The 24318-nt window shown below is 69.7% G+C and carries 30 protein-coding genes; 12 read left to right on the top strand and 18 right to left on the bottom strand.

Going from position 1 to position 24318, the window contains the following annotated elements; genetic code table 11:
• Window positions 1-3 precede the first annotated feature (3 nt).
• Window positions 4-1455 (top strand): RNB domain-containing ribonuclease, encoded by a 1452-nt coding sequence (locus I5803_RS10395; protein ID WP_196986293.1) that lies wholly within the window; start codon window positions 4-6, stop codon window positions 1453-1455.
• Window positions 1456-1462: 7 nt separating this feature from the next.
• On the opposite strand, the gene I5803_RS10400 is transcribed toward I5803_RS10395, so the two are convergent.
• Both I5803_RS10400 and I5803_RS10405 read right to left on the bottom strand, forming a co-directional pair.
• Entirely contained in the window at window positions 1463-2416 is a 954-nt protein-coding gene (locus I5803_RS10400) for a tripartite tricarboxylate transporter substrate binding protein (protein ID WP_196986294.1), read from the bottom strand.
• 29 nt (window positions 2417-2445) lie between these two features.
• Window positions 2446-3513 (bottom strand): tartrate dehydrogenase, encoded by a 1068-nt coding sequence (locus I5803_RS10405; RefSeq protein WP_196986295.1) that lies wholly within the window; start codon window positions 3511-3513, stop codon window positions 2446-2448.
• Between the two features lie 89 nt (window positions 3514-3602).
• Between I5803_RS10405 and I5803_RS10410 the strand changes: the two genes are divergently transcribed.
• Window positions 3603-4499, top strand: a complete 897-nt coding sequence (locus tag I5803_RS10410) for a LysR family transcriptional regulator (RefSeq protein WP_196986296.1) — start codon at window positions 3603-3605, stop codon at window positions 4497-4499.
• Here the strand turns inward: I5803_RS10410 and I5803_RS10415 are convergent.
• Genes I5803_RS10415 through I5803_RS10425 form a run of 3 tightly spaced genes read right to left on the bottom strand, consistent with a single transcriptional unit; the run spans window position 4484 to window position 6041 of the window.
• Window positions 4484-5431 carry an acetamidase/formamidase family protein gene (locus I5803_RS10415; RefSeq protein WP_196986297.1) on the bottom strand — a complete coding sequence of 316 codons (948 nt, stop codon included), beginning with the start codon at window positions 5429-5431 and terminating at the stop codon, window positions 4484-4486. The two genes, I5803_RS10410 and I5803_RS10415, sit on opposite strands and share 16 nt — an antisense overlap.
• A gap of 12 nt (window positions 5432-5443) precedes the next feature.
• Window positions 5444-5806 carry a hypothetical protein gene (locus I5803_RS10420; protein ID WP_196986298.1) on the bottom strand — a complete coding sequence of 121 codons (363 nt, stop codon included), beginning with the start codon at window positions 5804-5806 and terminating at the stop codon, window positions 5444-5446.
• A 7-nt stretch (window positions 5807-5813) separates the two neighbouring features.
• On the bottom strand, window positions 5814-6041 hold the full coding sequence (locus I5803_RS10425; protein WP_196986299.1) for a DUF3820 family protein: 228 nt from the start codon (window positions 6039-6041) through the stop codon (window positions 5814-5816).
• Window positions 6042-6080: 39 nt separating this feature from the next.
• Here I5803_RS10425 and I5803_RS10430 point away from each other — a divergent pair, with 39 nt between their 5' ends.
• Window positions 6081-6944 (top strand): ion transporter, encoded by an 864-nt coding sequence (locus tag I5803_RS10430; protein ID WP_196986300.1) that lies wholly within the window; start codon window positions 6081-6083, stop codon window positions 6942-6944.
• A gap of 93 nt (window positions 6945-7037) precedes the next feature.
• Window positions 7038-7247 (top strand): hypothetical protein, encoded by a 210-nt coding sequence (locus I5803_RS10435; protein ID WP_196986301.1) that lies wholly within the window; start codon window positions 7038-7040, stop codon window positions 7245-7247.
• Between the two features lie 15 nt (window positions 7248-7262).
• Here I5803_RS10435 and I5803_RS10440 read toward each other — a convergent pair whose 3' ends face one another.
• Window positions 7263-7961 carry a type 1 glutamine amidotransferase domain-containing protein gene (locus I5803_RS10440; RefSeq protein ID WP_196986302.1) on the bottom strand — a complete coding sequence of 233 codons (699 nt, stop codon included), beginning with the start codon at window positions 7959-7961 and terminating at the stop codon, window positions 7263-7265.
• An 89-nt stretch (window positions 7962-8050) separates the two neighbouring features.
• Here I5803_RS10440 and I5803_RS10445 point away from each other — a divergent pair, with 89 nt between their 5' ends.
• Entirely contained in the window at window positions 8051-8545 is a 495-nt protein-coding gene (locus I5803_RS10445; RefSeq protein WP_196986303.1) for a hypothetical protein, read from the top strand.
• Between the two features lie 10 nt (window positions 8546-8555).
• Here the strand turns inward: I5803_RS10445 and ltnD are convergent, their stop codons facing one another.
• Both ltnD and I5803_RS10455 read right to left on the bottom strand, forming a co-directional pair.
• Window positions 8556-9473, bottom strand: a complete 918-nt coding sequence (gene ltnD, locus I5803_RS10450) for an L-threonate dehydrogenase (RefSeq protein WP_196986304.1) — start codon at window positions 9471-9473, stop codon at window positions 8556-8558.
• A gap of 22 nt (window positions 9474-9495) precedes the next feature.
• Window positions 9496-9750, bottom strand: coding sequence for a hypothetical protein (locus tag I5803_RS10455; RefSeq protein ID WP_196986305.1), 255 nt, complete (start codon window positions 9748-9750; stop codon window positions 9496-9498).
• Between the two features lie 67 nt (window positions 9751-9817).
• On the opposite strand from I5803_RS10455, the gene I5803_RS10460 reads away from it, so the two are divergent.
• Genes I5803_RS10460 through I5803_RS10470 form a run of 3 tightly spaced genes read left to right on the top strand, consistent with a single transcriptional unit; the run spans window position 9818 to window position 13110 of the window.
• On the top strand, window positions 9818-10045 hold the full coding sequence (locus tag I5803_RS10460; RefSeq protein ID WP_354001647.1) for a hypothetical protein: 228 nt from the start codon (window positions 9818-9820) through the stop codon (window positions 10043-10045).
• Window positions 10042-11286, top strand: coding sequence for a DEAD/DEAH box helicase (locus I5803_RS10465; RefSeq protein WP_196986306.1), 1245 nt, complete (start codon window positions 10042-10044; stop codon window positions 11284-11286). The genes I5803_RS10460 and I5803_RS10465 overlap by 4 nt, the downstream gene beginning before the upstream one ends.
• A 36-nt stretch (window positions 11287-11322) precedes the next feature.
• A complete protein-coding gene (locus tag I5803_RS10470) occupies window positions 11323-13110 on the top strand; it encodes a peptide ABC transporter substrate-binding protein (protein ID WP_196986307.1) in 1788 nt (595 codons plus the stop codon).
• On the opposite strand, the gene I5803_RS10475 is transcribed toward I5803_RS10470, so the two are convergent.
• Window positions 13078-14121 (bottom strand): RNA methyltransferase, encoded by a 1044-nt coding sequence (locus I5803_RS10475; RefSeq protein WP_196986308.1) that lies wholly within the window; start codon window positions 14119-14121, stop codon window positions 13078-13080. The two genes, I5803_RS10470 and I5803_RS10475, sit on opposite strands and share 33 nt — an antisense overlap.
• A 29-nt stretch (window positions 14122-14150) precedes the next feature.
• Window positions 14151-16025, bottom strand: coding sequence for a SwmB domain-containing protein (locus I5803_RS10480; protein WP_196986309.1), 1875 nt, complete (start codon window positions 16023-16025; stop codon window positions 14151-14153).
• 136 nt (window positions 16026-16161) lie between these two features.
• Here I5803_RS10480 and I5803_RS10485 point away from each other — a divergent pair, with 136 nt between their 5' ends.
• The 4 genes from I5803_RS10485 (at window position 16162) to I5803_RS10500 (ending at window position 18832) form a co-directional block, all read left to right on the top strand.
• Window positions 16162-17037: an RNA polymerase sigma-70 factor gene (locus I5803_RS10485; RefSeq protein ID WP_196986310.1), complete on the top strand. Its 876-nt coding sequence runs from the start codon at window positions 16162-16164 to the stop codon at window positions 17035-17037.
• A gap of 95 nt (window positions 17038-17132) precedes the next feature.
• Window positions 17133-17588, top strand: a complete 456-nt coding sequence (locus I5803_RS10490) for a carboxymuconolactone decarboxylase family protein (RefSeq protein WP_196986311.1) — start codon at window positions 17133-17135, stop codon at window positions 17586-17588.
• 31 nt (window positions 17589-17619) lie between these two features.
• Window positions 17620-18531, top strand: coding sequence for a glutaminase (locus I5803_RS10495; protein ID WP_196986312.1), 912 nt, complete (start codon window positions 17620-17622; stop codon window positions 18529-18531).
• Window positions 18532-18550: 19 nt separating this feature from the next.
• Complete coding sequence (locus tag I5803_RS10500; RefSeq protein WP_196986313.1) at window positions 18551-18832, top strand: cupin domain-containing protein; 282 nt, start codon at window positions 18551-18553, stop codon at window positions 18830-18832.
• 19 nt (window positions 18833-18851) lie between these two features.
• Here the strand turns inward: I5803_RS10500 and I5803_RS10505 are convergent, their stop codons facing one another.
• The 8 genes from I5803_RS10505 to I5803_RS10540 form a co-directional block, all read right to left on the bottom strand.
• Complete coding sequence (locus tag I5803_RS10505) at window positions 18852-19112, bottom strand: hypothetical protein (RefSeq protein ID WP_196986314.1); 261 nt, start codon at window positions 19110-19112, stop codon at window positions 18852-18854.
• Between the two features lie 88 nt (window positions 19113-19200).
• Window positions 19201-19476, bottom strand: a complete 276-nt coding sequence (locus I5803_RS10510; protein ID WP_196986315.1) for a hypothetical protein — start codon at window positions 19474-19476, stop codon at window positions 19201-19203.
• 59 nt (window positions 19477-19535) lie between these two features.
• On the bottom strand, window positions 19536-20753 hold the full coding sequence (locus tag I5803_RS10515; protein ID WP_196986316.1) for an ABC transporter permease: 1218 nt from the start codon (window positions 20751-20753) through the stop codon (window positions 19536-19538).
• Window positions 20754-20755: 2 nt separating this feature from the next.
• Window positions 20756-21490: an ABC transporter ATP-binding protein gene (locus I5803_RS10520; RefSeq protein WP_196986317.1), complete on the bottom strand. Its 735-nt coding sequence runs from the start codon at window positions 21488-21490 to the stop codon at window positions 20756-20758.
• On the bottom strand, window positions 21487-22332 hold the full coding sequence (locus I5803_RS10525) for a glycosyltransferase family 2 protein (RefSeq protein WP_196986318.1): 846 nt from the start codon (window positions 22330-22332) through the stop codon (window positions 21487-21489). The genes I5803_RS10520 and I5803_RS10525 overlap by 4 nt, the downstream gene beginning before the upstream one ends.
• A 2-nt stretch (window positions 22333-22334) precedes the next feature.
• Entirely contained in the window at window positions 22335-23078 is a 744-nt protein-coding gene (gene fabG, locus I5803_RS10530) for a 3-oxoacyl-ACP reductase FabG (protein WP_196986319.1), read from the bottom strand.
• A complete protein-coding gene (locus I5803_RS10535) occupies window positions 23075-23503 on the bottom strand; it encodes an ApeP family dehydratase (RefSeq protein WP_196986320.1) in 429 nt (142 codons plus the stop codon). Before I5803_RS10535 ends, fabG begins: the two co-directional genes overlap by 4 nt.
• Window positions 23503-24318 (bottom strand): beta-ketoacyl synthase chain length factor, encoded by an 816-nt coding sequence (locus I5803_RS10540; protein WP_196986321.1) that lies wholly within the window; start codon window positions 24316-24318, stop codon window positions 23503-23505. Before I5803_RS10540 ends, I5803_RS10535 begins: the two co-directional genes overlap by 1 nt.

The following is a 24318-nucleotide window of genomic DNA, read 5'->3' on the forward strand; positions in this document are numbered from 1 at the left end:
CGGATGGCTCCCATCGACCTGAAACAGATCGCCGAGTCGGCGATGCGCACGCGTGGCCTGCTGCCGACCTTCACGCCGCAGGCCGTGCGCGAGGCGGAAACGGCGCGCCCCGCGCCCGCGGATTCCACCGCGCCGGTGCGCGACCTGCGCGCGATGCCCTGGTTTTCCGTCGACAACGACGACACACGCGACCTCGACCAGCTGAGCGTGGCGCAGGCCCTGCCCGGCGGCGCGACGCGCCTGCTGGTCGCCATCGCCGACGTCGATGCGCTGGTGCGGCCCGACGGCGCGGTGAACGCGCACGCCGCGACCAACACGACCTCCGTGTACACCGCCGCCGGCGTGTTCCCGATGCTGCCGGAGATCCTCTCCACCGACCTCACCTCCCTGCACGAAGGCGAGGAGCGGCTCGCGGTCGTCGTGGACCTCCAGGTGCAGCCGGACGGGACCGTGGCGTCGTCGGAGGTGTACCGCGCCTGCGTCCTCAACCAGGCCAAGCTCACCTACGACGCGGTGTCCGCCTGGCTCGACGGCACGGGGCCCGCGCCCGCGCATCTCGCGCGCGTGCGGGGGCTGGAGGAGCAGCTGCGCATGCACGATGCAGTCGCCACGCAACTGCGGCAATGGCGCCAGCAGCGCGGCGCGCTCAACGTCAAGACCGCCTCATCGCGCCCGGTGTTCGAGCAGGGCGAGCTGGTGGACCTGCGCCCCGACGAGAAGAACCGCGCAAAAGACCTGATCGCGGACCTGATGATCGCGGCCAATGGTGCGACCGCGCGCTTCCTCGCGCAGCAGCAGTTTCCTTCGCTGCGCCGCCTGTTGCAGGCGCCGCGCCGCTGGGACCGCCTCGTCGCCCTGGCGGCGGGCCAGGGCGTGCAGCTGCCCGCGGCGCCGGACCCCGTGGCGCTCGACGCGTTCCTCCAGGCGCGGCGCGCGGCGGACCCGGAAGGGTTCGCCGACCTGTCGCTCTCGGTGGTGAAGATGCTCGGGTCGGGCGAGTACGCGGCTACCGCGCCGGGCGCCGCCGGGCCCGGCCACTTCGGCCTGGCCGTGGCGGACTATGCGCACTCCACCGCGCCCAACCGCCGCTATCCGGACCTGGTGACGCAGCGCCTGCTCAAGGCCGCGCTCGCGAGACGGCCGCCGCCCTATTCCGCCGAGACGCTGGCGGCGATCGCGAGCCATTGCACGCTGCAGGAGGACAACGCGGCCAAGGTCGAACGCCAGGTGCTCAAGGCCGCGGCTGCGTTCCTTCTCCAACACCGCATCGGCGAGCGCTTCGACGCGATCGTCACCGGCGCGGCGCCCAAGGGCACCTTCGTGCGGATCGCGCGGCCCATGGTCGAAGGCCGCGTGGTGCGCGGCTTCGAAGGGCTCGACGTCGGCGACACGGCGCGCGTGCGTCTGGTGGCGGTCGATGCGGCGCAGGGCTACATCGACTTCGAGCGCGCCTAGTCCCGGGCTACTTCTTGCCCAGCCCCATGCGCGCGGCGCCTTCGGTGTAGAGCTTCGTCTTGCCGGCCATGAAGCCATCCATCTCCTCGACGCCGACGTTCACCAGCTCGAAGCCGTTCTTCGCCGCGAGCTCCTTCATCTCGGCGTCGTTGTTCAGGCCGCGCCACAGGTCCGACAGGCGCTTGCGCGCTTCGGGCGAGGTGGACTTCGGCACGCCGATGCCGCGGTAGGCGCCGTCGACCCAGTCGACGCCGAGCTCCTTGAAGGTCGGCACGTCGGGCATCAGCGGGTGGCGCCTGTCCATCGCCACCGCGAGCGGGCGGATGCGCTCCCGGTTCGTGATGGCGAAAGGCGTGTACGTCATCGCGCCGTCGACCTGCGCGCCCATCACGGACGTCGCCATGTCACCCGTGCCCTTGAAGGGGACGTACAGCGTCTGGATGCCGAAGGCGGCGTCGAGCCGCTCGTGCGCCGCATGGTTGGCGGAGAACTGGCCCGAGCCACCCAGGCTCAGCTTGCCCGGGCTCGCCTTCGCGGCCTTCACGAAGTCCTGGAAGGTCTTGATCGGGCTGGACGAGGGCACCACGAGGATGTCCGGCGTGAAGTGGAACCAGTACACCGGCGTCACGTCCGCCGTCTTGTATTGCACCTGGCCTTCGATCGGCTGGAAGACGATGTGCGGCAGGTTCACGCCCACCACGTTCAGGCCGTCGCCCGGCAGCTGGTTCATCTGCGACCACATCAGGGCGCCGCCGGCGCCCGCCTTGTACTGGATGATGGTGTCGATGTTCGCGCACTTCTTGCGCAGCACGACCTGCTGGTGGCGCGCCGACAGGTCGGACTCGCCGCCGGGCGGGAAGGCCTGCCAGTAGTTGACGTTCTTCTCCGGGCAGGGCACGGATTGCGCGTGGGCGAAGGGCGCGAGGGCCGCGAGCGCGAGGGCGCCGATGAACTTTTTCATGTCTGTCTCCTTGGTAATCGTTGAACTGCTTACGACTTCAATCGCTGACACACGGCGTCCGTCACCATGGCCGTGGTCGCCTGGCCGCCGAGGTCGCCGGTGTGCAGGCCCTTGTCCGCCGTGACCGATTCGATCACGCGCATGAGCCGCGCGGCCGCATCGTTTTCCCCCAGGTGCTCGAGCAGCATGACGCAGCTCCAGAAGGTGCCCACGGGGTTGGCGAGGCCCTTGCCCATGATGTCGAAGGCGGAGCCGTGGATCGGCTCGAACATGCTCGGGTAGCGGCGCTCCGGGTCGATGTTGCCGGTGGGCGCGATGCCCAGGCTGCCGGCGAGCGCCGCCGCGAGGTCGCTCAGGATGTCCGCGTGCAGGTTGGTGGCCACCAGCGTGTCGAGCGACGCGGGGCGGTTGACCATGCGCGCCGTGCACGCGTCCACGAGTTCCTTGTCCCACTTCACGTCCGGGAACTCCTTGCTCACCTGCAGGGCGATCTCGTCCCACATCACCATCGCGTGGCGCTGGGCGTTGGACTTGGTCACCACCGTGAGCAGCTTGCGGGGACGCGACTGCGCGAGCTTGAAGGCGAAGCGCATGATGCGCTCGACGCCCGCGCGGGTCATCATGCTGACGTCGGTCGCCACCTCGATCGGGTGGCCTTGATGCGCGCGGCCGCCGACGCCGGCGTATTCGCCTTCCGAGTTCTCGCGCACGATCACCCAGTCCAGGTCTTTCGCGGTGCAGCGCTTGAGCGGCGCGTCGATGCCGGGCAGGATGCGCGTGGGGCGCACGTTGGCGTACTGGTCGAAACCCTGGCAGATCTTCAGGCGCAGGCCCCACAGCGTGATGTGGTCGGGGATGTGCGGATCGCCCGCCGAGCCGAACAGGATCGCGTCCATCTTGCGCAGCGGCTCCAGGCCATCGTCCGGCATCATCTTGCCGTACGCGCGATAGTAGTCGCCGCCCCAGTCGAAGGACGTGAACTCGAAGCGGAAATCCGCGCCCGAGTCCGCCAGCGCCTGCAGCGCCTTCTGCCCGGCGGGCACCACTTCCTTGCCGATCCCGTCGCCCGGGATGCAGGCGATCCTGTATGTCTTCATGGCCACTCCTGTGTTGGAAGGACTGTAGGCCGGCCCGCGCCGCGGATCCGGAGGCAGAATTCAATCCATTCTCAACCGGGGATTCACCAATGAGCCGCAACACCTCCTCCCAGGACATGCAGTTCTTCGCGCAGCTCATCCGTTGCGCGAGCCTGGCCGCGCTGGCGCGCGAGCTGCAGGTGACGCCCGCCGCGGTGAGCAAGCGCCTCACCTCGCTGGAGGCGCGCCTGGGCGTGCCGCTGCTCAACCGCACCACACGGCGGCTGTCGCTCACCGAGCAGGGCCGCACCTACCTCGACAGCGCGCGGCGGATCCTTGAGGAAATCGAGGCGGTGGAAAGCGGCCTGCAGGCGGCGCGCGCGCAGCCCGCGGGTTTGCTGCGCGTGAACGCGACCCTGGGCTTCGGCCGCATGCAGGTCGCGCCGGCGATCGCGAGCTTCTCGCGCAAGTACCCGCGCGTGGAAGTGCAGCTGCAGCTGACCGCCAGCCCGCCGCCGATCGTGGACGAGGCCTACGACGTGGGCATCCGCTTCGGCGAGCCGCCGGACTCGCGCCTCGTCGCGCGGATGCTCGCCCCCAACCGGCGCCTGCTGTGCGCGTCGGCCGCCTACCTCGCGCGCGCCGGCACGCCGCGCAACCCCCAGGAGCTCGCACGCCACAACTTCATCTCGATCCGGCAGGCGGACGATGCGCAGGGCCTGCTGCGGCTCACGAGCGGCCGGCGCACCGAGACGGTGAAGGCGCACGGCAACCTGAGCACCAACGACGGCGAAGTCGCCGTCGGCTGGGCGCTGGCCGGGCTGGGCGTCGTGCTGCGCGCCGAGTGGGACGTCGCGCGCTACCTGCGCAGCGGGCGGCTACAGCCAGTGCTGGAGAACTGGCAGACGCCGCCGGCGGACATCCATGCGGTGTATCCCCTGCAGCACGCGAAGACCATGCGCGTGCAGGCCTTCGTCGAGCACCTGTCGCGCTACTTCGCGGGCTGAGGCGAGAGCGCCGACTTCGGGCACATGACGTGGATGCCCTTGTGCTCGTTGACAAGTTGCGAGACGCGCACGTCCGCGACCAGGCTCATCAGCATCAGGGCGCGCGGGCGCGACAGGCCCGTCTCCTGCACCAGGCGATCGACCATGCGGCGCAGTGCGTCCTTCGCTGCAGTGTCGAGGTCCGGGTCCATGCCCATGGTGACGAGATGCGTGGGCGTCTCCGCGGCCGGGTAGTCGAGGCGCAGGTCCTTGCGCAGGTGGATCTCGAAGGTGCCGGTGAGGGCGGTCTCGATGGCCGTCGTGCACACCTCGCCGTCGCCCTGCACCGCATGGCCGTCGCCCACGGAGAAACCCGCGCCTTCGTTGAACACGGGCAGGTACAGCGTGGCGCCGGGGATGAGCTCCTTGTTGTCCAGGTTGCCGCCGTGCGCGCGCGGCTGGATCGAGGAGATCGAGCCCCAGGCCTTCGGCGGCGACACACCCATCACGCCGAAGAAGGGACGCAAGGGAATCTCGAGGCCCCAGGGCAGCGTGCCCACGTTCCGCTCGCCGTCCAGGCGCGTGATGATCTGCTCGAACGCGTCGATCTCGCCCGGCAGCGCGCCCGCGAGCGGACGCACGAAGGTATAGCCCCAGTCCTGGCGCAGCCGCACGTCGAGGATGCGCACTTCCAGCACGTCGCCCGGCATCGCGCCGCGAACGCCGACGGGACCGGTGAGGATGTGGCCGGGCAAGCGCCGCTGCGATTTCTCGTGCACGTGCAGAAGTTCCGGCGGCACGTGGAAGCCCTCGCCCGGCAGGTTCGCGGGGCCGCCGGACAGCGCCTCGATCGTGACGCTGTCGCCGCTGTCGATGGTGATGGCGTGCGGCAGCGCCGCGTCGAACCAACCCCAGTGGACCGACTCGGGGGAAGACTTCAGGTGGTGATGCATGGTGCGGCTAGCTTAGCCCACCGCGAACGCCTCGCGGAAGGCGTCGCAGAAGGCGGGCGAGCCGCCGAGCGTGAGCGTCAGCGTCACGCGCGCGCTGCCGGGGCCGGGCGAGAGCTCGACCGTGCCGCGTTGCGCATCGAAGGAGACATCGAGCGCATCGTCCGGCTCGGCGACACCCTGCAATTCGAAATCCCATTCGCCTTGGTCGGCCTCCGCCGCCGCAGCGCCGAAGGAGCGCACGGCCCAGCGCAGGACTTCGCTGATCTCGGCGAGCAAGGCAGGCAACCGTTCGGGCAGCACCGAAGCCATGGCGTCGAAACTTCCGCGCCCGGATTCTTCGTCGCTGAAGTCGAAGTCGAGATAGAGAAGCGGCATGACCCCTTCAGGCATCGCGGCGGGAGGCACGCAGCGGCTTGAGCAGGTCCTGCAGCCCGTTGTGGTCGATCTCGTGCATCAGCGCCAGCAGGCGGCCGAGGTCGCCCGGGGGAAAGCCCTCGCGCGCGAACCAGTTCAGGTAGTTGCCCGGGAGATCGGCGATCGGCGTGCCCTTGTACTTGCCGTAGGGCATCTCGGTGCGCAGCAGGCGCAGCAGTTGCTCGGAGTCGTGCATTCCCCCATTGTGGCGCGGCGCCGACTACCATTGGCGCCCATGGTGACCGACACGTCCAGCGAACTGGGCCGCCCGCCGCAGGGCTGGCGCCGCCGCATGCACGAGGTGATCTTCCAATCGGAAACACCCGCCGGACGCGCTTTCGACAAGGTCATCATCGCCGTCATCATCGTGAGTGTCGCGGTGGTGATCGCCGACAGCGTGCAGAGCCTCAACCGGCGGTATCGACTCGCCTTCGACATCGCCGAGTGGTGCTTCACGGCGCTCTTCACGCTCGAATACATCGCGCGCATCCTGAGCGTGCAGCGGCCGCTGCGCTACATGCGCAGCTTCTTCGGCATCGTGGACCTGCTGTCGGTGCTGCCCACCTACCTCGCGATCTTCTTTCCCGAGGCGCAGGCGCTGATCGACGTGCGCATCCTGCGCCTGCTGCGCATCTTCCGGATCTTCAAGCTCGCCGACTACGTGGCCGAGTACCAGATGCTTGGCGACGCGCTGGCCGCGAGCCGCCGCAAGATCCTCGTGTTCCTCTCGGCGGTGTTGATGGTGGTGCTGATCGTCGGCACGCTGCTGTACGTCGTGGAAGGGCCGCAGCATGGCTTCAAGGACATCCCCACGTCCGTGTACTGGGCGATCACGACCATCACCACGGTCGGCTTCGGCGACCTCACGCCCAAGACCGAACTCGGGCGCTTCATCGCATCGATCATGATGCTGATCGGCTGGGGAACGCTCGCGGTGCCCACGGGCATCGTGACGGCGGAAATCGCGGTGCGGCGCCGCGGCGACCTGCCGGCGCCCCGCACCTGCCATGCGTGCGGCGCCCCGGCCGCGTCGCCCCAGGCGCGCTTTTGCGAGATGTGCGGCGCGCCGCTCTCCACGGCCGCCGCCGATGCGTCCTGAAACGTAACTTCACCGCTGCTTTGCAGCCGGGCGTCCGCTGGGACGCCCCGGCGCGCGTTGTATGCGCATCGCCTGCCGGCGAGGAGATGCGAGATGACACAGCAGTCCCGGTCAACCAGCTTCTTTTTGTGCTTCCGGTCCCTGTACCAGAGCGGGCGGGGCTTTTCCTTTCCTTGCGACGACCGCGGCCGCGTGGACCTGGACGGCCTGAGCGAAGTCAGCCGAAACAACTACCTGTACGCCCGCGCGATGATCGGCCGGGAACTGGCTTTCCCGGCGGTGGAGGCGGCGGACCCGCACTGAGTCCGCCCGGCTCGTTCAGTGCGTTTTTGACGGCTGCTCGCTCAACACCTTCAGCAGCACCTTGGCCGCCTCGGCGGACGAAGCCGGGTTCTGGCCCGTCACCAGCAGCCCGTCGGTTTCCACGTGCGAGGACCAGTCGGCGCCCTGGCTGTAGTGGCCGCCCGCAGACTTGAGCATGTCCTCGACGAGGAAGGGCACGACCTTCGTGAGGCCGACCGCCTCTTCCTCGCTGTTGGCAAAACCGGTCACCCGTTTGCCCTTCACCAGGGGGGACCCATCGGGGGCCTTCACATTCTTCAACACGCCCGGCGCATGGCACACGGCGGCGACGGGCTTGCCGGCGGCGAGCGTGGCCTCGATCAGCGATTGCGACTCGCGGCTTTCCGCGAGGTCCCACAAGGGGCCGTGGCCGCCGGGATAGAAGACCGCGTCGTAATCGTCCGCCCGCACCGACGCGAGCCGGCTCGTGGACGCCAGCGCCTGCACGGCCTCCTTGTCGGCGCGAAAGCGCTTCGTGTCGGCGGTCTGCGCGTCGGGCTCGTCGCTCTTCGGATCGAGCGGCGGCTGGCCGCCCGCGGGCGACGCGAGCGTGATGTCGGCCCCTGCGTCCTTGAAGACGTAATAAGGCGCCGCGAATTCCTCGAGCCAGAAGCCCGTCTTCTTGCCCGTATCGCCCAGGCGGTCGTGCGAGGTGAGAACCATCAGAATCTTCATGTGCGTGACCCCGTGAATTGCATGTCGATTCATCGTAAGGGAAGCGGAGGCGGCTGAGCTTGGGAAATTTCGCGCGGCACAATCACCCCATGACATCCCCCGAAGACGATACTCAACAGGAAGCCATCCACGAGGCGCGCCTCTGGCAGGACAACGGCTGGACCGCGCGCGTCATCAAGAACGAGGACGACGACGGCTGGGCTGTTTCCATGACGCCCGACGGCCAGGCCGAACCCGCGCTGGTCGGCCCGTGGACCATGGGCCGCGACAAGAAGAATCCCAAACCGCTGGACACCTCCGCGTTCAACACCCTTGTGAAGACCGCCGCGGAATTCGTGCGCCGCCACGAGCAGCAGCTCCATGCGACGCTGCACCAGCAGATCGCGATCACCCACCACGGCGAGCGCGTCAGCGTCACGCTGGACATCGAGCCCGACGAGGAGAACCCCACGGCGATGCTGCGCGCGACGGACGCATCCGGGGAGGTGCTCGGGGAAGCGCGCGTATCGCCCGGCTTCAAGCTCACGCGCGCCAGCGCGAGCGCCTGGGGCGAGGCGCGGTTCAGCCCGCAAGCGGTGCGCTGAGCGCGAAAGGTTACTTCTCGTCGTCCGGCAGCGGCGTGCCGGAGATGCGCGCATACAGGCGCGCGACGGATGCGTCGTCGTCCGCGCCCATGCCCGCGCCCGCGGTCGCGAGGAACATCTGCAGGGCCGCGGCGGCGAGCGGCACCGGGAATCGCGCCGAGCGGGCCATGTCCTGCACGATGCCCAGGTCCTTCACGAAGATCTCGACCGAGCTGCGCGGCGTGTAGTCGCCGTCCAGCACGTGCGGCACGCGGTTCTCGAACATCCACGAATTGCCGGCCGACGCGGTGATCACCTCGTAGACCTTGCGGATGTCCAGCCCCTGGCGCGCCGCGAAAGTGATCGCCTCCGACGCTGCCGCGATGTGCACGCCGGCGAGCAGCTGGTTGATCATCTTGAAGGCCGCGCCCTGCCCCGCTTCCGGCCCGAGCTCGTAGACCTTGCCCGCCATCGCGTCGAGCGCGGGCCGGGCTTTTGCGAAGGCCGCTTCGCTGCCGGACGCGAGGAAGACGAGCGATCCTTCGGCGGCGCGCACCGCGCCGCCGCTCATGGGCGCGTCGAGGTAGAGGCGGCCCGTCGCCTCGAGGCGCCGGCCGAAGTCCTTCGCTTTCTCGGGGTCCATGGTGGCCGACGAGACGAAGACGGCGCCGGGCGCCATGGTTTCCGCGGCGCCGCCCGGGCCGAACAGCACCTGCTCGGTCTGCGCCGCGTTGACGACCACCGACACGACGACCGAAGCATCCTGCGCTGCCTGCGCGGGCGATGTCGCCCCGCGCCCGCCGGCTTCGGCCAGGCGCGTCACGGCGGCCTGGGCCACGTCGCAGCCCGACACGTCGAAACCGGCCTTGAGGAGCGAGCGGGCCATGCCCAGGCCCATGGAGCCGAGGCCGATGACGGCGACCCGGGCCGCTGCGGATGAGGTGTTCATCGAGGTTTTTCCTGGGGTGTGTTCAGTCCGGGACGAAGCGCGAGCTGAACCGCTGCGCATCGGCTTCCAGCTCGAAGGTCACGAGCTGCCCGTTCTTGCCGTCGGCCAGCCGGTGCGCGGCGAACAGGCTCCACCTGCCTCTCGGGTCGTAGCTCGGCGGATCGACGATCGCATAGGGATGCGGCACGAAGACTTCATGCAGGAAGATTTCGCGCACGCGGTTGCGCGGCGAGGGATACAGCTTGTAGGTGCCGGTAGTGATGGAGGCTTCGGCCATGCCTGCACTGTAAGTGAACCCGCCGCGGGGGGACAATAAGCCTTTCACCGCCCCACGGAACACCATCGTGCCCTCTCCCTCCCCCTGGCCCGGCAAAGTCATGGCCGTGCTGCGCGCGGGCAACCCCGCGGCGGCGATCGCCCAGATCAAGGTCGCGCCCAGCGTGCGGGACCTGCGCGCGCTCGAGAAAGCGCTGGCCGCCGCCAGGCTCAACGGCAAGTGGCGCGATGTCGACCTCGCGATCACCGAAAGCCTGGAAGCACTGTCCGCGCCGCGCCTGCATCGCTCGCCATGAGCGAACCCTCCTTCGCCTCTCTCGGGCTCTCCGGCACGCTGGCGGCCGCGTGCAAGGATGCGGGCTTCGACACGCCCACGCCCATCCAGGTCCAGGCGATCCCGCCGCTGCTGCAAGGGCGGGACCTGCTCGGCCTCGCCGCCACCGGCTCGGGCAAGACGGCCGCCTTCGCGCTGCCGTTGCTGCAGCGCCTGGCCGCGGGAAAGCACCTCGCGCCGCGCCGCACGCGCGTGCTCGTGCTGGTGCCGACGCGCGAGCTCTCGGCGCAGGTGGGCGAAGTGTTTCGCGTGCTGGGCGCAGGGGCCGCGCATCGCCTGAAGATCGCCGTGCTCTTCGGCGGCGTATCGGTCAATCCGCAGATGATGAACCTGCGCGGCGGCGCCGATGTGGTGGTCGCCACGCCCGGGCGGCTGCTCGACCTGCTCGAGCGAAACGCACTGCGGCTGGACGCCGTCGAATCGCTCGTGCTCGACGAAGCGGATCGCCTGCTCGACCTCGGCTTCAGCGCGGAGCGCGAGCGCGTGCTCGCCGCGCTGCCCGCGAAGCGCCAGACCCTGATGTTCTCCGCAACCTTCCCGCCCCAAGTGGAGGCGCTGGCCGCCAGCCTGCTGCACGAAGCGATTCGCATCGACGTGGCGACCGAGCCCGGCGCGGAGCCGGCGATCGTGCAACGCGTGATCGCGGTCGACGCGAAGCGCCGCACGGAACTCCTGCGCCATCTCGTCCAGGAAGGGAAGTGGGAGCGCGTGCTGGTGTTCGTGGCGACGCGCTACGCAGTCGAACTCGTCGCGGGCAAGCTGTACGACCGGGGCGTCTACGCCGTGCCGCTGCACGGCGACATGAGCCAGGGGCGGCGCACCGAGGTGCTGCAGGACTTCAAGGATGGCCGCTGGGACGTGCTCGTCACCACCGACCTCGCGGCGCGCGGCATCGACATCCCGGGCCTGGCGATCGTCGTGAACTACGACCTGCCCCGCTCGCCGAACGACTATGTCCATCGCATCGGCCGCACGGGCCGCGCAGGCGCGGCGGGCATGGCGGTGAGCTTCGTGAGCGCTGCCACCGAGGCGCACTTCCGCCTCATCGAGAAGCGCCAGCACATGACGCTGCCACGCGAGCAGGTGCCGGGCTTCGAACCCGTGGATATCGCTCCCGAGCCGCTGCCGGGGGCTGCAGCGGGCGGCATCAAGGGCAAGCGGCCCAACAAGAAAGACAAGCTGCGCGCCGCTGGTACAAAATGAGCCCGCCCCCGGCCCGCGGGGGTCGAAGGCAGCACCATGAACGAAGCGCAGCTCAGGCGACTGGTCGATGACGTCCACGAGGGCCGCCTCGCGCGGCGCGGCTTCATCCAGCGGATGGTGTCGCTGGGCCTGACGGCGCCCATGGCGGCGCAACTCCTCCTGAACCCCGGCGAGGCGCATGCGCAGGCGCCCGCATCCGTCTACAAGCCCACGAAACGCGGCGGCGGCGGCGCGCTGAAGTGCCTCTTCTGGCAGGGCGCGACGCTGCTCAACCCCCACTTCGCTACGGGCAACAAGGACGCGGAAGGCGCGCGCGTGTTCTACGAACCGCTCGCGGCCTACGACGCCGAGGGCCTGCTCGTGCCCGTGCTCGCCGCGCAGATCCCGTCGCGCGCGAACGGCGGCCTCGCCGCCGACGGCAAGACGGTGACCTGGAAGCTCAAGCCCGGCGTCACCTGGCACGACGGCAAGCCCTTCACCGCCGACGACTGTGTCTTCAACTGGGAGTACTCGCGCGACCCCGCGACGGCCACCACGACCGGTGGCAGCTTCACCGGCTTCAAGGCCGAGCGCGTGGACGACCTCACGCTGCGCATCACCTTCGACAAACCCTCGCCCTTCTGGTCGCGCGCGCTGTGCACGGAGTCCTTGATCCCGAAGCATCTCTTTTCGGCCTACACCGGCGCGAAGTCGCGCGATGCGCCCGCCAACCTGAAGCCGGTCGGCACCGGCCCGTACAAGTTCGTGGACTTCAAGCCGGGCGACCTGCTGCGCGGCGCGCTCAACCCGAACTACCACATGCCCAACCGGCCGTATTTCGACACGATCGAGATCAAGGGCGGCGGCGACGCGACCTCCGCCGCGCGCGCGGTGCTGCAGACCGGCGAATACGACTACGCCTGGAACCTGCAGGTGGAAGACGAAGTGCTCAAGCGGATGGAAGACGGCGGCAAGGGCCGCGTCGTCATCACCGTCGCGGGCGACATCGAGTTCATGCAGCTCAACATGACCGACCCGTGGACGGAGGTCGACGGCGAGCGCGCGAGCATCAAGAGCAGGCACTTCGCCTTCAGCGACCTCGCCGTGCGCCAGGCGATGGCGCTGCTGGCGGACCGAAAGGGCATCCAGGACTTCATCTACGGGCGCACGGGGATCGCGACGCCCAATTACCTCAACGCGCCCTCGCGCTTTCGCTCACCGAACAACCGATTCGAATTCAACGTGGACAAGGCGAACGCGCTGCTGGAAGACGCCGGATGGAAGAAAGGCGCGGACGGTGTGCGCGCGAAGGGCGGGCGCAAGCTCAAACTCGTGTTCCAGACGTCGGTCAACGGCATCCGCCAGAAGGAGCAGGCGGTCATCAAGCAGGCCTGCCAGAAGGCCGGCATCGACCTGGAGCTGAAGTCGGTGAGCGGCTCCGTGTTCTTCTCGACCGACCTCGCGAACCCCGACACCAACGGCAAGTTCTGGTGCGACATGCAGATGTTCACCTCGCTCGCCGGCGCCCCCGACCCCGCCCTCTTCATGAACCGCTTCACGCGCGCCGAGATTTCGCAGAAGGCCAACAAGTGGCAGGGCCGCAACCTCGCCCGCTGGCACAGCGACGCCTACGAGAAGCTGTACGCGCAGGCCGAATCGGAGCTCGACCCCGTCAAGCGCGCCGCGATGTACATCGCGCTCAACGACCTGGTGATCCGCGACGTCGCCGTGGTTCCGCTGATCAACCGCACGCGGGTCACGGCCGCCTCCACGAAATTGAAGCCGGTGATGAGCGGCTGGGACCTGGACTTCTCACAGCTGCACGACTGGTACCGGGAAGCCTGACCCGGCTGAACGCGGCAGCGACCGCGCGCGCAACTGCCCGCAGCCGGCGTCCACATCCTGGCCCGCGGAGTCCCGCAGTTTCGTCAGCACGCCCTTGCCGTGCAGTTCGCGTGCAAGCGCCACGGCCTTCTCCCACGCGGGACGGCGAAACGGCAGGTCCGGCACGGTGTTGTACGGAATCATGTTGAGCACCGCGCGCCGGCCCTTCAGCAGCCGCACGATGCCCGCGACTTCCTCCGCCGTGTCGTTCACGCCTTCGAGCAGCGTCCACTGCACCTGCATCGGATAGCCCGTCGCGCGCGCATAGGCGTCGCCTGCTTCGACGAGGTCGTCCGGCGAGATGCGCGGGGCGCGCGGGAGCAGCTCGGCGCGCAGGTCCGCGCGCGTGGTGTGCAGCGACAGCGCGAGCGCGGGCTTCACCGGGCCTTGCGGCAGGCGCTCGAACACGCGTTCGTCGCCGACCGTGGAGAAGACGAGGTTCTTGTGCCCGATGTTGCCCACGGTGCCCAGCAGTTCGATCGCCTCCATGACGTTCGCGAGGTTGTGCGCGGGCTCGCCCATGCCCATGAACACCACTTTCTTCACCGGCCGCAGCGTGCGGGCCAGCGCCACCTGCGCGACGATCTCTGCGCTGCCGACCTGCCGCAGCAAGCCGTCCTTGCCCGTCATGCAGAAGCGGCAGCCGACCGCGCAGCCGATCTGGCTGGACACGCACAAGCCGTCCCGCGGCAGCAGCACGCTCTCGCAGGTCTGGCCGTCGGCCAGCTGCACGAGCAGCCGCATCGAGCCGTCCTGCCCGGGATGCCGCGATGCGATACGGGCCAGGCCCGAGAGCTCGGCCTCGATCCCCGGCAGCGCGGCACGCAGCGTTTTGGGCAAAAAGTCATCGATGTCGCGCCTGCCGCTGTCCTGCGGCAGGGCCTGCGCCCACAGCCGCAGCACGCGCTGCGCGTGGCCGGGTTTGGCCCCGGCCGCACGCAGGCTCTCGCGGAAATGGCCGATCGTCGTCATCGCGCGAGCTTACCGCGCGCGGCGGCGGCTCAGGCGCCGGTGTCGAACAGGTCCGCGTGCGCGCCCATCAGCGACAGGGAGGCGATCGTCACGTTCGTCACCGCATGCGCGGCCAGCGAAGCCGCGTCGTTGCCGGCGAGGTCCTGGATTGCGCGCGTGTCGTTGCCGGAGGTCGGGTCGGTGTACGCCACGGTGACGACCTGGCCGTTCGTCGCGGCCGTCGTCAGCGTGAGGGACACTGTCTTGGCGGCGGCGTTGACGCTCACCGCGGTCACCAGGTCGACGACGCCCGCCACCTTCACCGCGAAAAAGCCCGGCAGCGGCGCGTGGCTGCCCACGCCGTCGAGGTTCGTTGCATCGGTGTAGGTCATGACCAGCGTCGCGCCGTTGACCGACGCGCTCGCGAACACCGGCTTGGCGGTGTCGGGCGTGTCGTTCGTCACGGCGGTGGCCGGCAGCGTCGCCGCGTCGTTGCCTGCGACGTCCTGCAGCGCGTGCCTGTCGTTGCCGCCGGTCGGGTCGGTGTAGGCGACGGTCACGGCGTCGCCGAACTCCGCCGCGCTCGCGAGCGTCAACGTCACGGTGCCGTCGGCGGCGTCGACGTGCAGCGAATCCACGGCGACGGCCGAGCCCCCCACGTTCACCGCGAAAGCGGTGGGCAAGGGTGCGCCATCGGCATCCAGCGCATGCTTTTCGATGTAGCTGAGCACGAGCGTGTCGCCCACGATCGTGGCTTCGTCGAACACCGGCGCGGTCGTGTCCACGGTGATGTTGTCGACGTCGGTGGCGGCGAGCGTCGGCGCGTCGTTGCCCAGGGTGTCCTGCAGGGCGGCCGCATCGTCCGCGTTGCTGGGGTCGTGGTAGGCGATGGTGACTTCCTGCGCGTCCGTCACGGGGGCAGCGAGCAGGAGGATCACTTCGTTCGCGGGCGGATTCACCTGCACTTCGCTGATCGCGACAGCCACGCCGTCCACCTTCACGGTGAACGCGCCCACGAGAGGCGGGTGCTCGACGTCGAGCTGGCCTGCGTCGTCGTAGGTCATGACGAGCACGTTGCCGTCGATGTTGGCGGAGACGAATTCCGGACCGGTCGTGTCGGGCACCTCGACGGTGTTGTTGGTCACCGCGGTGGCGGCGAGGCTCGCCGCGTCGTTGCCCACCGAGTCCTGGATCGCCTTGGCGTCATCCGCGGCCGTCGGGTCGGTGTACGCCACGGTGACGGCATCGCCGAACAGCACGGCCTTGGCGAGCGTGAGCGTCACGGTGTGCGCGGCCGAATCGACGGCCACGGTCTGCACCGCGCGCGCCGCGCCCTTCACCGTGACCGCGAAGTTGGCCGCGACCGGGCCGTTCACCGCATCGAGCCCGTTCAGGTCGGCGTAATGCAGCACCAGCGTCGCACCGTCGACGTCGGCGCCCTGGAACACAGGCGCATGCAGGGCGTCCTGCAATTGCTCGAGCGACGAGCCGCTCAGCGCGTCGTTGACGGAGAACTCGCGCGCGATGTCGGTCCAGTGCTTCCACTGGGCGAGCGTCGCGCCCCAGGTCGGGTTGTCCGCGGGTACGTTCTCGAGCGCCTGCAGTGCTTCCAGCACCACCTGGCCGGCGGGCACGCCATGGTCGATGCGGTCGGCCATCCAGTTGAGCGCCCACAGGTGCGCGGGCTCGTTCACCGTGAAGCCGGGGATGAACTTGGAGAGGAAGGCATTCGCGAACGCGTAGCCGCCCTGGTCGGTCGGGTAGAGCGTCCTGAAATAGGTGGACTGCCCCAGGTCGATCGCGAGCTGGAGTTCGCCACGGGCGTTCAGCTGCAGGACGAGGGGGTCGAGGAAGGACTTGCCCGGCGCGGCGCCGAACATGCCTGTGACGAGTTCAAGAACGATTTCCTGGCTGGTCGTTGCCATGTGGGATTCCCTGGGAATGAAACGAATCGGCCACTGTAGACGAACTCGGCAGTGGTGTCACCGCTTGTTACAGACGCACCCGGGCGGCGTAGGATGGGCGATGTCACAAACGCGGGCACTTGCGCGTCTTCGTTCCATGAGCACCGAACCCGACCCTTTCGCGGCGTTGCGCCCCCGCCTCTTCGGCATCGCCTACCGGATGCTCGGCACGCGTGCCGATGCGGAAGACGTGTTGCAGGACGCCTGGCTGCGCTGGAGCCGCGCGGACGCCGGCGAATTGAAGTCGCCGGAGGCCTGGCTGGTGACGGTGGTGACGCGCCTTTCCATCGACCGGCTGCGTGCCGCGAAGACGGAGCGCGCGGCCTACACCGGCTGGTGGCTGCCCGAGCCGCTCGTGGCCGAACTGGACGAGAACACGCCCGAATCCGCGGCCGAACTGGCGAGCGACGTGTCCGTCGCGCTGATGTTCGTGCTGGAGCGCCTCTCGCCCGAAGAGCGCGCGGCCTTCCTGCTGCGGCAGGTGTTCGATCACGACTATGCGGAGATCGCGTCGCTGCTCGGCAAGACCGAGGCCGCCTGCCGCCAGATCGTGCACCGGGCGACCGGGCGCGTGCAGCAGGAACGCCCGCGTTTCGACGTGCCGCGCGAGGCGCATCGCCGCGTGCTGGAGAAATTCATGGCGGCCGCGCGCAGCGGCGAGCGCAGCGCGATCCGCGCGATGCTGGCGGAAAACGTCGAGCTCGTGGGCGACGGCGGTGGCAAGGCGAGCGCCTTCGCGCAGGTGATGCGCGGTGCCGACCGTCTCGCGAACCTGTTCCTGGCCAGCGCCCTGCGCATGGGCGACCGGCTGGTCTACCGCATCGCCACCATCAACGGGCAGCCCGGCCTGGTGCGCTACTTCGACGGGCAGGTCGAGTCCGTCCTGAGCTGCGAGACCGATGGCGAGCGCGTCGTGGGCATCTATGCCATGCGCAACCCGGACAAGCTCGCAGGCGTGCCGCCGCTGCACTGAAGCACCCGGGGTTGTCACAAGCGCGAGCGTCGGCGCGTCTTGTTCGTATCGGAGGCCGCACGGTGCGGCTTCCGCAACACGAAAGGCATCCCATCATGACGACGCTCCACGCACGCCTCCCCTATTTCCAGCTCGCGCCCAAGGCCTTCCAGGGCATGCTGAACGTCTCCGCCGCCGTGCGCCGCGACCTGCTCGGCGCGCGCCTGACCGACCTCGTCTTCCTGCGCGTCTCGCAGATCAACGGCTGCGCCTACTGCATCGACATGCACTGGCGCGACCTGGTCAAGCTCGACGCCGACCCGCGCCACCTCAACACCGTGGCGGGCTGGCGCGAGTCGCCCTTCTTCAGCGACCGCGAACGGGCCGCGCTGAACTGGGCAGAGGCGGTGACCTCGCGCTCGCACCACGCCACGAACGATGAAGAGTTCGCGCGGCTCAGGACGCAGTTCAGCGACGAGGAGATCGCCGAACTGGGCTTCGCGATCTCGGTCATCAACGCATGGAACCTCTTGAACCTGGGCTTCCGCAACCCGGTCCCCGGGAAAGCCTGAGCCGGCCACGTGCGCGGGGCGACAATGCCCCATGCACTTCCAGCCCCTTCTCGACGACATCGCCGCCACGCTGCGCCCCGAGCTGGGCCGCGGCGGCCAGGTGGCGAGCTACATCCCCGCGCTCGCCCGCGTGCCCGCGGCGCAGTTCGGCATCGCCCTGCGCACCTGCGACGGCGAGGAGGCGCAGGCCGGCGACAGCGGCACGCCGTTTTCCATCCAGAGCATCTCCAAGCTGTTCTCGCTCGCCCTGGCCATGCGCGAACTGGGCGACACCCTCTGGGAGCGCATCGGCCGCGAGCCGTCGGGCAACCCGTTCAACTCCCTGGTGCAACTCGAGGCGGAGCACGGCATCCCGCGCAACCCCTTCATCAATGCCGGCGCCCTGGCCGTCACGGACAGGCTCGTGAGCCGGTGCGACGCGAAGGCCCGGATGCTGGCGCTGCTCTCCAGCCTGTGCGGCGAGCCGGTGGGCTTCGACGCGGAGGTGGCCGCGTCCGAGGCGGCGACGGGCTTTCGCAACGTGGCGCTCGCCAACTTCATGAAGAGCTTCGGCCGCATCGACAACGACGTGGGGCCCGTCCTCGATGCGTACTTCCATGATTGCGCGATCACGATGAGCTGCGTGCAGCTCGCGCGCGCGGCGGGCTTCCTGTGCCGCGACGGCGCGCATCCGTACACGGGCGAGCCGGTGCTCAACGAACGCCAGACGCGCCGCGTCAACGCGCTGATGCTGACCTGCGGCACCTACGACGCGGCCGGCGAGTTCGCCTTTCGCATCGGGCTGCCATGCAAGAGCGGCGTCGGGGGCGGCATCGTGGCCGTCGTGCCAGACCGGCTCACGCTGTGCGTGTGGTCGCCGGCGCTGGAGCCGAGCGGCAATTCCCTGCTGGGCATGAAGGCGCTGGAGCTCTTTGCGGCGAAGACGGGCTTGTCGATTTTCTGAGGCGCGCTACAGTGCCGCCATGAAGCAGCTCCCCACGTTCGCGCAGTTCCAGTCGGGCGCCCTCGCCCGCGGATTCGACGAGGTCCTGGAGCGCGTGTGGAAACCGGGCACGGTGCTGGAGACGCACACCCACCCCTTCGAAGCCGATGCGCTGGTCGTGCAGGGGGAGATGTGGCTGGGAGAGAACGGCGTGGAGCGGCGGCTGTTGCCCGGGGATACCTTCCACCTCGCGCCCGACACGCCGCACACGGAGCGTTATGGCGCTTCGGGCGCGACTTACTGGGTCGCGCGGAAGTCCTGAGCGCGGCCCCCGAACGCGATCAATCGCCCCAGGGCTGCACGTCGCCCGCGCCGACGCGGGCCTTGCCGGCGGGTTCCGCCGTGAACATGGATTCGTAGCCCTCCGAGTCGGTGACCCGGATGGACAGCAGGCGCGGGTCGATCGAAGGTTGCACGCCCAGGACGAGGAAAAAGGTCTGTCCCTCGTCGCCCGGCGGGTCTTTCAGCAGGTACTGGCCCAGCACCAGTTGGCCGAAGGTGGTCCCCTCGGTCTCGATTGCGGTGGCGTTCCCGTATCCCATCGAACCCATTCTAGGAACGCGCGCGGCGGCCCCTTGTCAGCCGCCGCCTCATGAATGGATCAGCCGCGATGCCCCGGCCAGGGCCGGTTCACTTCGGGTCGCTCACGCCGCCGTGGCCCTTGCAGCCCGCGGCACCCTTGACGGTGTGACGGCCGTCCGCGCAGCGCGTGATGACGGCCTGGCGTGCCTTGCGGCCGGTGGCCTTCACCTTGCGCCCGGCCTTGCGCACTTCGCTGCCCGCTTCGCGCTTGGCCTGCACGGCTTCGGTCTTGGCCTTCTGCGCCTTGTCGCCCGCCGTTTCCTGGGCGTGGGCGAGCGGCCACAGGGCCAGGGTCATGGCGATCGCGGCGATGATTTGCTTCATGGTTGTCTTTCGGTGGACATGGTTGGAAATTGCCGCCCGAAGTATTGCAGGTTTGGGGCTCAGGCAGGGCCCGCCCGGTGCCGCAGCGGCCACCAGGCCGCGGCAAGGCAGAGCAGGGCGAAGCACAGGAGCAGGCCGATGCGCGGCAGCATCAGCGCCGGCGTCGGGTCGCCCAGGAACACCGACTGCATGCCGTCCAGCGCCCACCCCATCGGGGACCATTCGGACACGCGCTGCAGGCCGGGCGGCATCAGCATGCGCGGCACCATCACCCCGGCGATCGCGCCCAGGACGACGTTCAGGCCGCCGCCGAGCGCCGCGGCGTGGTCGAAGCTCGTGCTGCGGGCCGCGATGAGCAATGCCAGGCCCACGGCGGCCGCGCTCGTGGCGAACACCATCGCGAGGAACCAGCCGGCCGAGACATCGAGGTGCAGGGCATCGCCGCCGAGCAGCGGCACCACCCAGCGGCCGACGACGATCATGAAAGCAAGCTGCACCCAGTTGAGGGCCATGAAGGCCAGCAGCTTGCCCCCGAGGATCGCCTGCGCATGCACGCCCATCGTCGCGAGCCGCGCGAGCGTTCCCTCGTTGCGCTCCTGGATGAGCACGCCCGCGATCGGGATCACGACGAAGAACATGCCGAACACCAGCCAGGCGGGCACGCTCTGCTGCACCGCCGTCATGGTGCGGCCCGATTCGATCTCGTAGAGGTAGCGCACCGCCGGGGCGCCCTGCGCCGACAACTGCTCCGGTTGCGCGCTATCGAGCAGCACGCTCGCGAACGGCCCGGCCTGCGCGGCCGCCATCTTCAGCTGCACCTGCAGCAGCGAGAACGTGAGCTCCGAGCGCAGCCGCGCCGCCGCGGCGGGTTGCACGAGGTTGCCGAGCCACAGCTCCAGCTGCTGCGGCCGCGGCCGCCCGTCCTCGCCGAGCAGCGGCGCGCGCACCACCACGCCCGCCTCGACCTGCCGCGCCTTCAGCGCCGCCTGCAGTTGCGCGCGCGAGGCGAAGCGCTCGCCGCCGTTGCGCTGCAGCCATTCGCGTGTCCATTGCGCCGCGATCTGCCCGGTGTCTTCCAGCACCCAGCCCGCCTTCGGCAGGTCGATGCGCGCGATCAGCGTGTTCTTGAGCGTGAACGACATCACCAGCACGAAGATCGCGGGCATCAGGAACAGCACGGCCAGCCCGTGCGGATTGCGCAGGAGCAGGCGCCACTCCTTCGCGGCGAGCCGCGCGACCTGGCGCAGCGCGTGGACGATGGGGGGCGTGCCGTGCATCGTCAGTCCCGCAGCCGGCGCTGGGTGTAGTGCATGAAGAGCGCCTCGAGGTCCGCGAAAGGCGCCTGTCCTTCGGGGCCGCGCAGCAGCGTCGCCAGGTCGCCGCTCGCGAGCACCCGCCCGTGGTCGAGCAGCAGGATGTGCGAGCACACCGCGCTCACCTCCTCCATGTAATGCGTGGCATAGAGCACCGACGTGCCCGCCGCCACCATGTCCCGCACGCGATCGAGCAGGAAGGCCCGCGATTGCGGGTCGACCCCGGCCGTCGGCTCGTCCAGCAGCAGCGCCGCCGGCTGCTGCAGCAGGGCGATGCCCAGGTTCAGGCGCCGCCGCACGCCGCCCGAGCAATGGCGGGCGCGACGCTGCGCGAACTCCTGCAGCATGCAGGTGTGCACCGCCGACTCGACGCGCCGCGCGGCCTCCTCGCCGGGGAGGTCCAGCATGCCCGCGAAGAAGCGCAGGTTCTCCATGCAGGTGAGCTCGGGATAGAACGCGTACTCCTGCGGCACCCACGCGACGGACTGCGAGGGTTCGCGCCGGATGCGGCCGCCCTGCGGCTGCCGCAAGCCGACCAGCAGGTTGATCAGCGTGGACTTGCCCGAGCCATTGGGGCCGAGCAGGCCGATGGCGTGGCCGCGCAGGAGCGTGAGATCGACGCCGCGAAGGGCCGGCTCGTCCTGGCCCGCGTAGCGGTAGGTGAGCTGCTCGGCCGCGATGACCGCGGCGCCCGCCGTCATTGCGCGGAAGCCTTGGTCGCGGCGCCCAGCATGTCGTGCGACCCGGCCGCTGCGCCGGCCGCATGCCTTCCCGGAAGGACCACAGCCGGATGCAGGCTGCGCCAGAGCCCGAGCGGCGCCATGCCGCTCAGGAGCAGCCGGCGCGCGACCATCACCACGATCTTGGCGATGTCGATGACGGGCCGGAAGTGGCTCGCGCGCGCATGCACCGGGTAGCGCCCCGGGATGGCCACGGCCAGCGTTTCGTGGCCGCGCGAGGCCGCCTCGATCAGGATCTCGCTTTCGAAGGTGAAGCGGCTGCCGCGCACGCGGCCCGACAGCGCGAGCCGCATGACCTCGCGCGGATACACGCGAAAGCCAGACTGCGAATCGGCGATCGGATGGCGCGCCGCCCACGAGATCCAGAAGCACGCGAACTTGTTGGCGCGATAGCGCGAAGGCGGGAACTGCGAGCGGTCATGCAGGCGCGAGCCGATGACGATCCTCTCAGGGTGGTGGCGCCAGGCGGCCAGCAGCACCGGCGCATCGGCGGCGTCGTGCTGGCCGTCGCCGTCGAGGGCGATGACGCACTGCGCGTCCTGCGAGAGCGCGTACTGGAACGCCGTGCACAGGCTCGCCGCCTTGCCCATGTTCTGCGGATGGCGGATGAGCCGGACCGGAAGGCCTTCGAGGCAGCGCGCGGTGCCGTCGCTCGAGCCGTCGTCCACGACGATGACGCGCGGGCATTGCGCGAGCGCTTCCTGCGCCAGCGTGCGGATCGTGCGTTCCTCCTGGTAGGCGGGGATCGCGATCCACACGCCCTCCCAGGCGGATGCGCCCGTCTCCTGTCGTATGGATTCCATATTCAGTAGAGGCCTCCGTTCACCCCGATCACCTGGCCCGTGACGTAGCTTGCGCCTTCCGAGGCCAGGAAGGCAACCACCGCGGCGACTTCCTCCGCGCGTCCGGCGCGGCCCGCGGGCACCAGCGCCTTGATCCGCTCCGGAGGAAACGCGTCCTGCGCCATGTCCGTTTCGATGACGCCGGGCGCCACCGCATTCACCGTGATGCCGCGCCCGGCGAGCTCCTGCGCGAGCGACTTCGTGGCGCCGTGCAGGCCCGCCTTGGCGGCCGCGTAATTGCCCTGGCCCTTGTTGCCCGCCTGTCCCGCCACCGAGCTGATGTTGACGATGCGCCCCCAGCGTGTACGGACCATGGGCATCAGCAGCGGCTGCGTCACGCGAAAGAATCCGTTGAGGTTCGTGTCGATCACGTCGAGCCAGGTCGCTTCGTCCATGCCGGCGAGCAGCGCGTCGCGGTGCATGCCGGCGTTGTTGACGAGGATCTGGATCGGGCCTGCCGCGAGGATCGACTCCGTCGCGTCACGCACCTGCCGCGAATCCGAGAGGTCGAACGCGACTGCCTGCGCGCCGTGCCCCGCTTCGGTGAGTTCGGCGACAAGCGCCTGCGCACGCTCCGTGCCGCGATGGGCATGCACGATGACATGCGCGCCCTGCGCCGCGAGCGCGCGGCAGATCGCCGCGCCGATGGCGCCGCTGCCGCCGGTCACGAGCGCGCGCCGCGTGGCGCCGTGGGCGGTGGCGCTCATCCCGGCGCCCCTTCCGTGAAGGCGACCATGAACCGTCCACTGGCGATGGGCTGGTCCCCCCGCACCTCGAACCGGTACAGGCAGCCGGTGGCGACGCGGCTTTCCAGGTCGGCGCGGACCGTGACGGGTGCGCCTCCGGATTCGAATGCGCACGCATGCATCTCGATGTCCATGAGCTTGGCGAGCATGCCGGGACGCGGCGCCTGGGCGCCATCGAGCAGTGCGCCATGCACCGCCGCGGCCTGCGCGGCATATTCGCAGGCGGCGATGGCGGGCACGCTGCCATCGCGCGCAAGCGGATGGGCCGCGGTGGGCGCGGCGCTGCTGCAGGCGATGTGCGTGGCATCCCAGCTCGAGACTTCGTCCAGCAGGCACATCGCGCCCGCATGGGGCACGACGCGTTCGATCTGTGCGCGGTCGAGCATCACGGCGCGGCCTTCGCCATGCATTGCAGGCGCAGCGTGCGCCCGCCGAGCGGATAGCCCCCGGCCGCTCCGGCGGCCGCGTCCATCAGCGACAGCGCGGCCAGCGCACGCGCGCTCGCATGCCCGGCCCACGCCGCCGGCATCCAGCCGGGAAGCGGCGAAGCCGGCTGCGCGCCGGCATCCTCCAGGCTCAGCGCAAACGATGCCAGCACCGGTGCGTCGCCACGCGGCGTTCCGCCGCTGACGATCCACGCGGCGGCGGTGCCTTGCGCAATGGGCAGCAGTTCGTTCAGGGGCGCCGTCATGGCGGGATCGTAGACCACGAGCAGCACGGGTTCGTTGTCCGCCAGCGCTTCCGTGACGGCGCACAGCAGGCCGCTCGCGAAGCTCTCCATGCCCAGGCTCACGACCGTCGCCGGCCGCCGGGTGCGCCATGCGATGGAGAAGTAGCCGGAGGGCGCATTCACCACCGAATTCGAGAAGAGCAGCGGCGAGACCTGCCGCGTGGTGGCCAGTGTCTCGAGCATCTGCTGGCAGACCTCGCCCGTGCCCTCGTCGGTGGCGAACACCGAACGCAGGTCCTGCGCGGCGAACGGGCTGCCCTGCAGCGCCTGGTCGATGCAGGCGAGCACCAGGCGCACCGCCTGGCTCGCGCGGCGGCGCTCCTGCGCGGGCAGCATCGCGGGGCTGGGCAGTTGCAGCGGCGCGGCCTCGTAGGAAGCGGCGCCGCTTGCGATGGCGCGCAGCATGGCCAGGGAGCCGATGCCCGGCGCGACGGCGCCCGCGGCGTGAAGGTGAAATTCGAGCGGCTTCAT

The sequence above is a fragment of the Caenimonas aquaedulcis genome, from assembly GCF_015831345.1.
GTDB lineage: Bacteria > Pseudomonadota > Gammaproteobacteria > Burkholderiales > Burkholderiaceae_C > Ramlibacter > Ramlibacter aquaedulcis.

Bases quoted from the DNA above. Each gene is read 5' to 3' on its own strand.
- I5803_RS10395 (WP_196986293.1), top strand. From the start codon at position 4: ATGGCTCCCATCGACCTGAAACAGATCGCCGAGTCGGCGATGCGCACG.
- I5803_RS10400 (WP_196986294.1), bottom strand. From the start codon at position 2,416: ATGAAAAAGTTCATCGGCGCCCTCGCGCTCGCGGCCCTCGCGCCCTTC.
- I5803_RS10405 (WP_196986295.1), bottom strand. From the start codon at position 3,513: ATGAAGACATACAGGATCGCCTGCATCCCGGGCGACGGGATCGGCAAG.
- I5803_RS10410 (WP_196986296.1), top strand. From the start codon at position 3,603: ATGAGCCGCAACACCTCCTCCCAGGACATGCAGTTCTTCGCGCAGCTC.
- I5803_RS10415 (WP_196986297.1), bottom strand. From the start codon at position 5,431: ATGCATCACCACCTGAAGTCTTCCCCCGAGTCGGTCCACTGGGGTTGG.
- I5803_RS10420 (WP_196986298.1), bottom strand. From the start codon at position 5,806: ATGCCGCTTCTCTATCTCGACTTCGACTTCAGCGACGAAGAATCCGGG.
- I5803_RS10425 (WP_196986299.1), bottom strand. From the start codon at position 6,041: ATGCACGACTCCGAGCAACTGCTGCGCCTGCTGCGCACCGAGATGCCC.
- I5803_RS10430 (WP_196986300.1), top strand. From the start codon at position 6,081: ATGGTGACCGACACGTCCAGCGAACTGGGCCGCCCGCCGCAGGGCTGG.
- I5803_RS10435 (WP_196986301.1), top strand. From the start codon at position 7,038: ATGACACAGCAGTCCCGGTCAACCAGCTTCTTTTTGTGCTTCCGGTCC.
- I5803_RS10440 (WP_196986302.1), bottom strand. From the start codon at position 7,961: ATGAAGATTCTGATGGTTCTCACCTCGCACGACCGCCTGGGCGATACG.
- I5803_RS10445 (WP_196986303.1), top strand. From the start codon at position 8,051: ATGACATCCCCCGAAGACGATACTCAACAGGAAGCCATCCACGAGGCG.
- ltnD (WP_196986304.1), bottom strand. From the start codon at position 9,473: ATGAACACCTCATCCGCAGCGGCCCGGGTCGCCGTCATCGGCCTCGGC.
- I5803_RS10455 (WP_196986305.1), bottom strand. From the start codon at position 9,750: ATGGCCGAAGCCTCCATCACTACCGGCACCTACAAGCTGTATCCCTCG.
- I5803_RS10465 (WP_196986306.1), top strand. From the start codon at position 10,042: ATGAGCGAACCCTCCTTCGCCTCTCTCGGGCTCTCCGGCACGCTGGCG.
- I5803_RS10470 (WP_196986307.1), top strand. From the start codon at position 11,323: ATGAACGAAGCGCAGCTCAGGCGACTGGTCGATGACGTCCACGAGGGC.
- I5803_RS10475 (WP_196986308.1), bottom strand. From the start codon at position 14,121: ATGACGACGATCGGCCATTTCCGCGAGAGCCTGCGTGCGGCCGGGGCC.
- I5803_RS10480 (WP_196986309.1), bottom strand. From the start codon at position 16,025: ATGGCAACGACCAGCCAGGAAATCGTTCTTGAACTCGTCACAGGCATG.
- I5803_RS10485 (WP_196986310.1), top strand. From the start codon at position 16,162: ATGAGCACCGAACCCGACCCTTTCGCGGCGTTGCGCCCCCGCCTCTTC.
- I5803_RS10490 (WP_196986311.1), top strand. From the start codon at position 17,133: ATGACGACGCTCCACGCACGCCTCCCCTATTTCCAGCTCGCGCCCAAG.
- I5803_RS10495 (WP_196986312.1), top strand. From the start codon at position 17,620: ATGCACTTCCAGCCCCTTCTCGACGACATCGCCGCCACGCTGCGCCCC.
- I5803_RS10500 (WP_196986313.1), top strand. From the start codon at position 18,551: ATGAAGCAGCTCCCCACGTTCGCGCAGTTCCAGTCGGGCGCCCTCGCC.
- I5803_RS10505 (WP_196986314.1), bottom strand. From the start codon at position 19,112: ATGGGATACGGGAACGCCACCGCAATCGAGACCGAGGGGACCACCTTC.
- I5803_RS10510 (WP_196986315.1), bottom strand. From the start codon at position 19,476: ATGAAGCAAATCATCGCCGCGATCGCCATGACCCTGGCCCTGTGGCCG.
- I5803_RS10515 (WP_196986316.1), bottom strand. From the start codon at position 20,753: ATGCACGGCACGCCCCCCATCGTCCACGCGCTGCGCCAGGTCGCGCGG.
- I5803_RS10520 (WP_196986317.1), bottom strand. From the start codon at position 21,490: ATGACGGCGGGCGCCGCGGTCATCGCGGCCGAGCAGCTCACCTACCGC.
- I5803_RS10525 (WP_196986318.1), bottom strand. From the start codon at position 22,332: ATGGAATCCATACGACAGGAGACGGGCGCATCCGCCTGGGAGGGCGTG.
- fabG (WP_196986319.1), bottom strand. From the start codon at position 23,078: ATGAGCGCCACCGCCCACGGCGCCACGCGGCGCGCGCTCGTGACCGGC.
- I5803_RS10535 (WP_196986320.1), bottom strand. From the start codon at position 23,503: ATGCTCGACCGCGCACAGATCGAACGCGTCGTGCCCCATGCGGGCGCG.
- I5803_RS10540 (WP_196986321.1), bottom strand. From the start codon at position 24,318: ATGAAGCCGCTCGAATTTCACCTTCACGCCGCGGGCGCCGTCGCGCCG.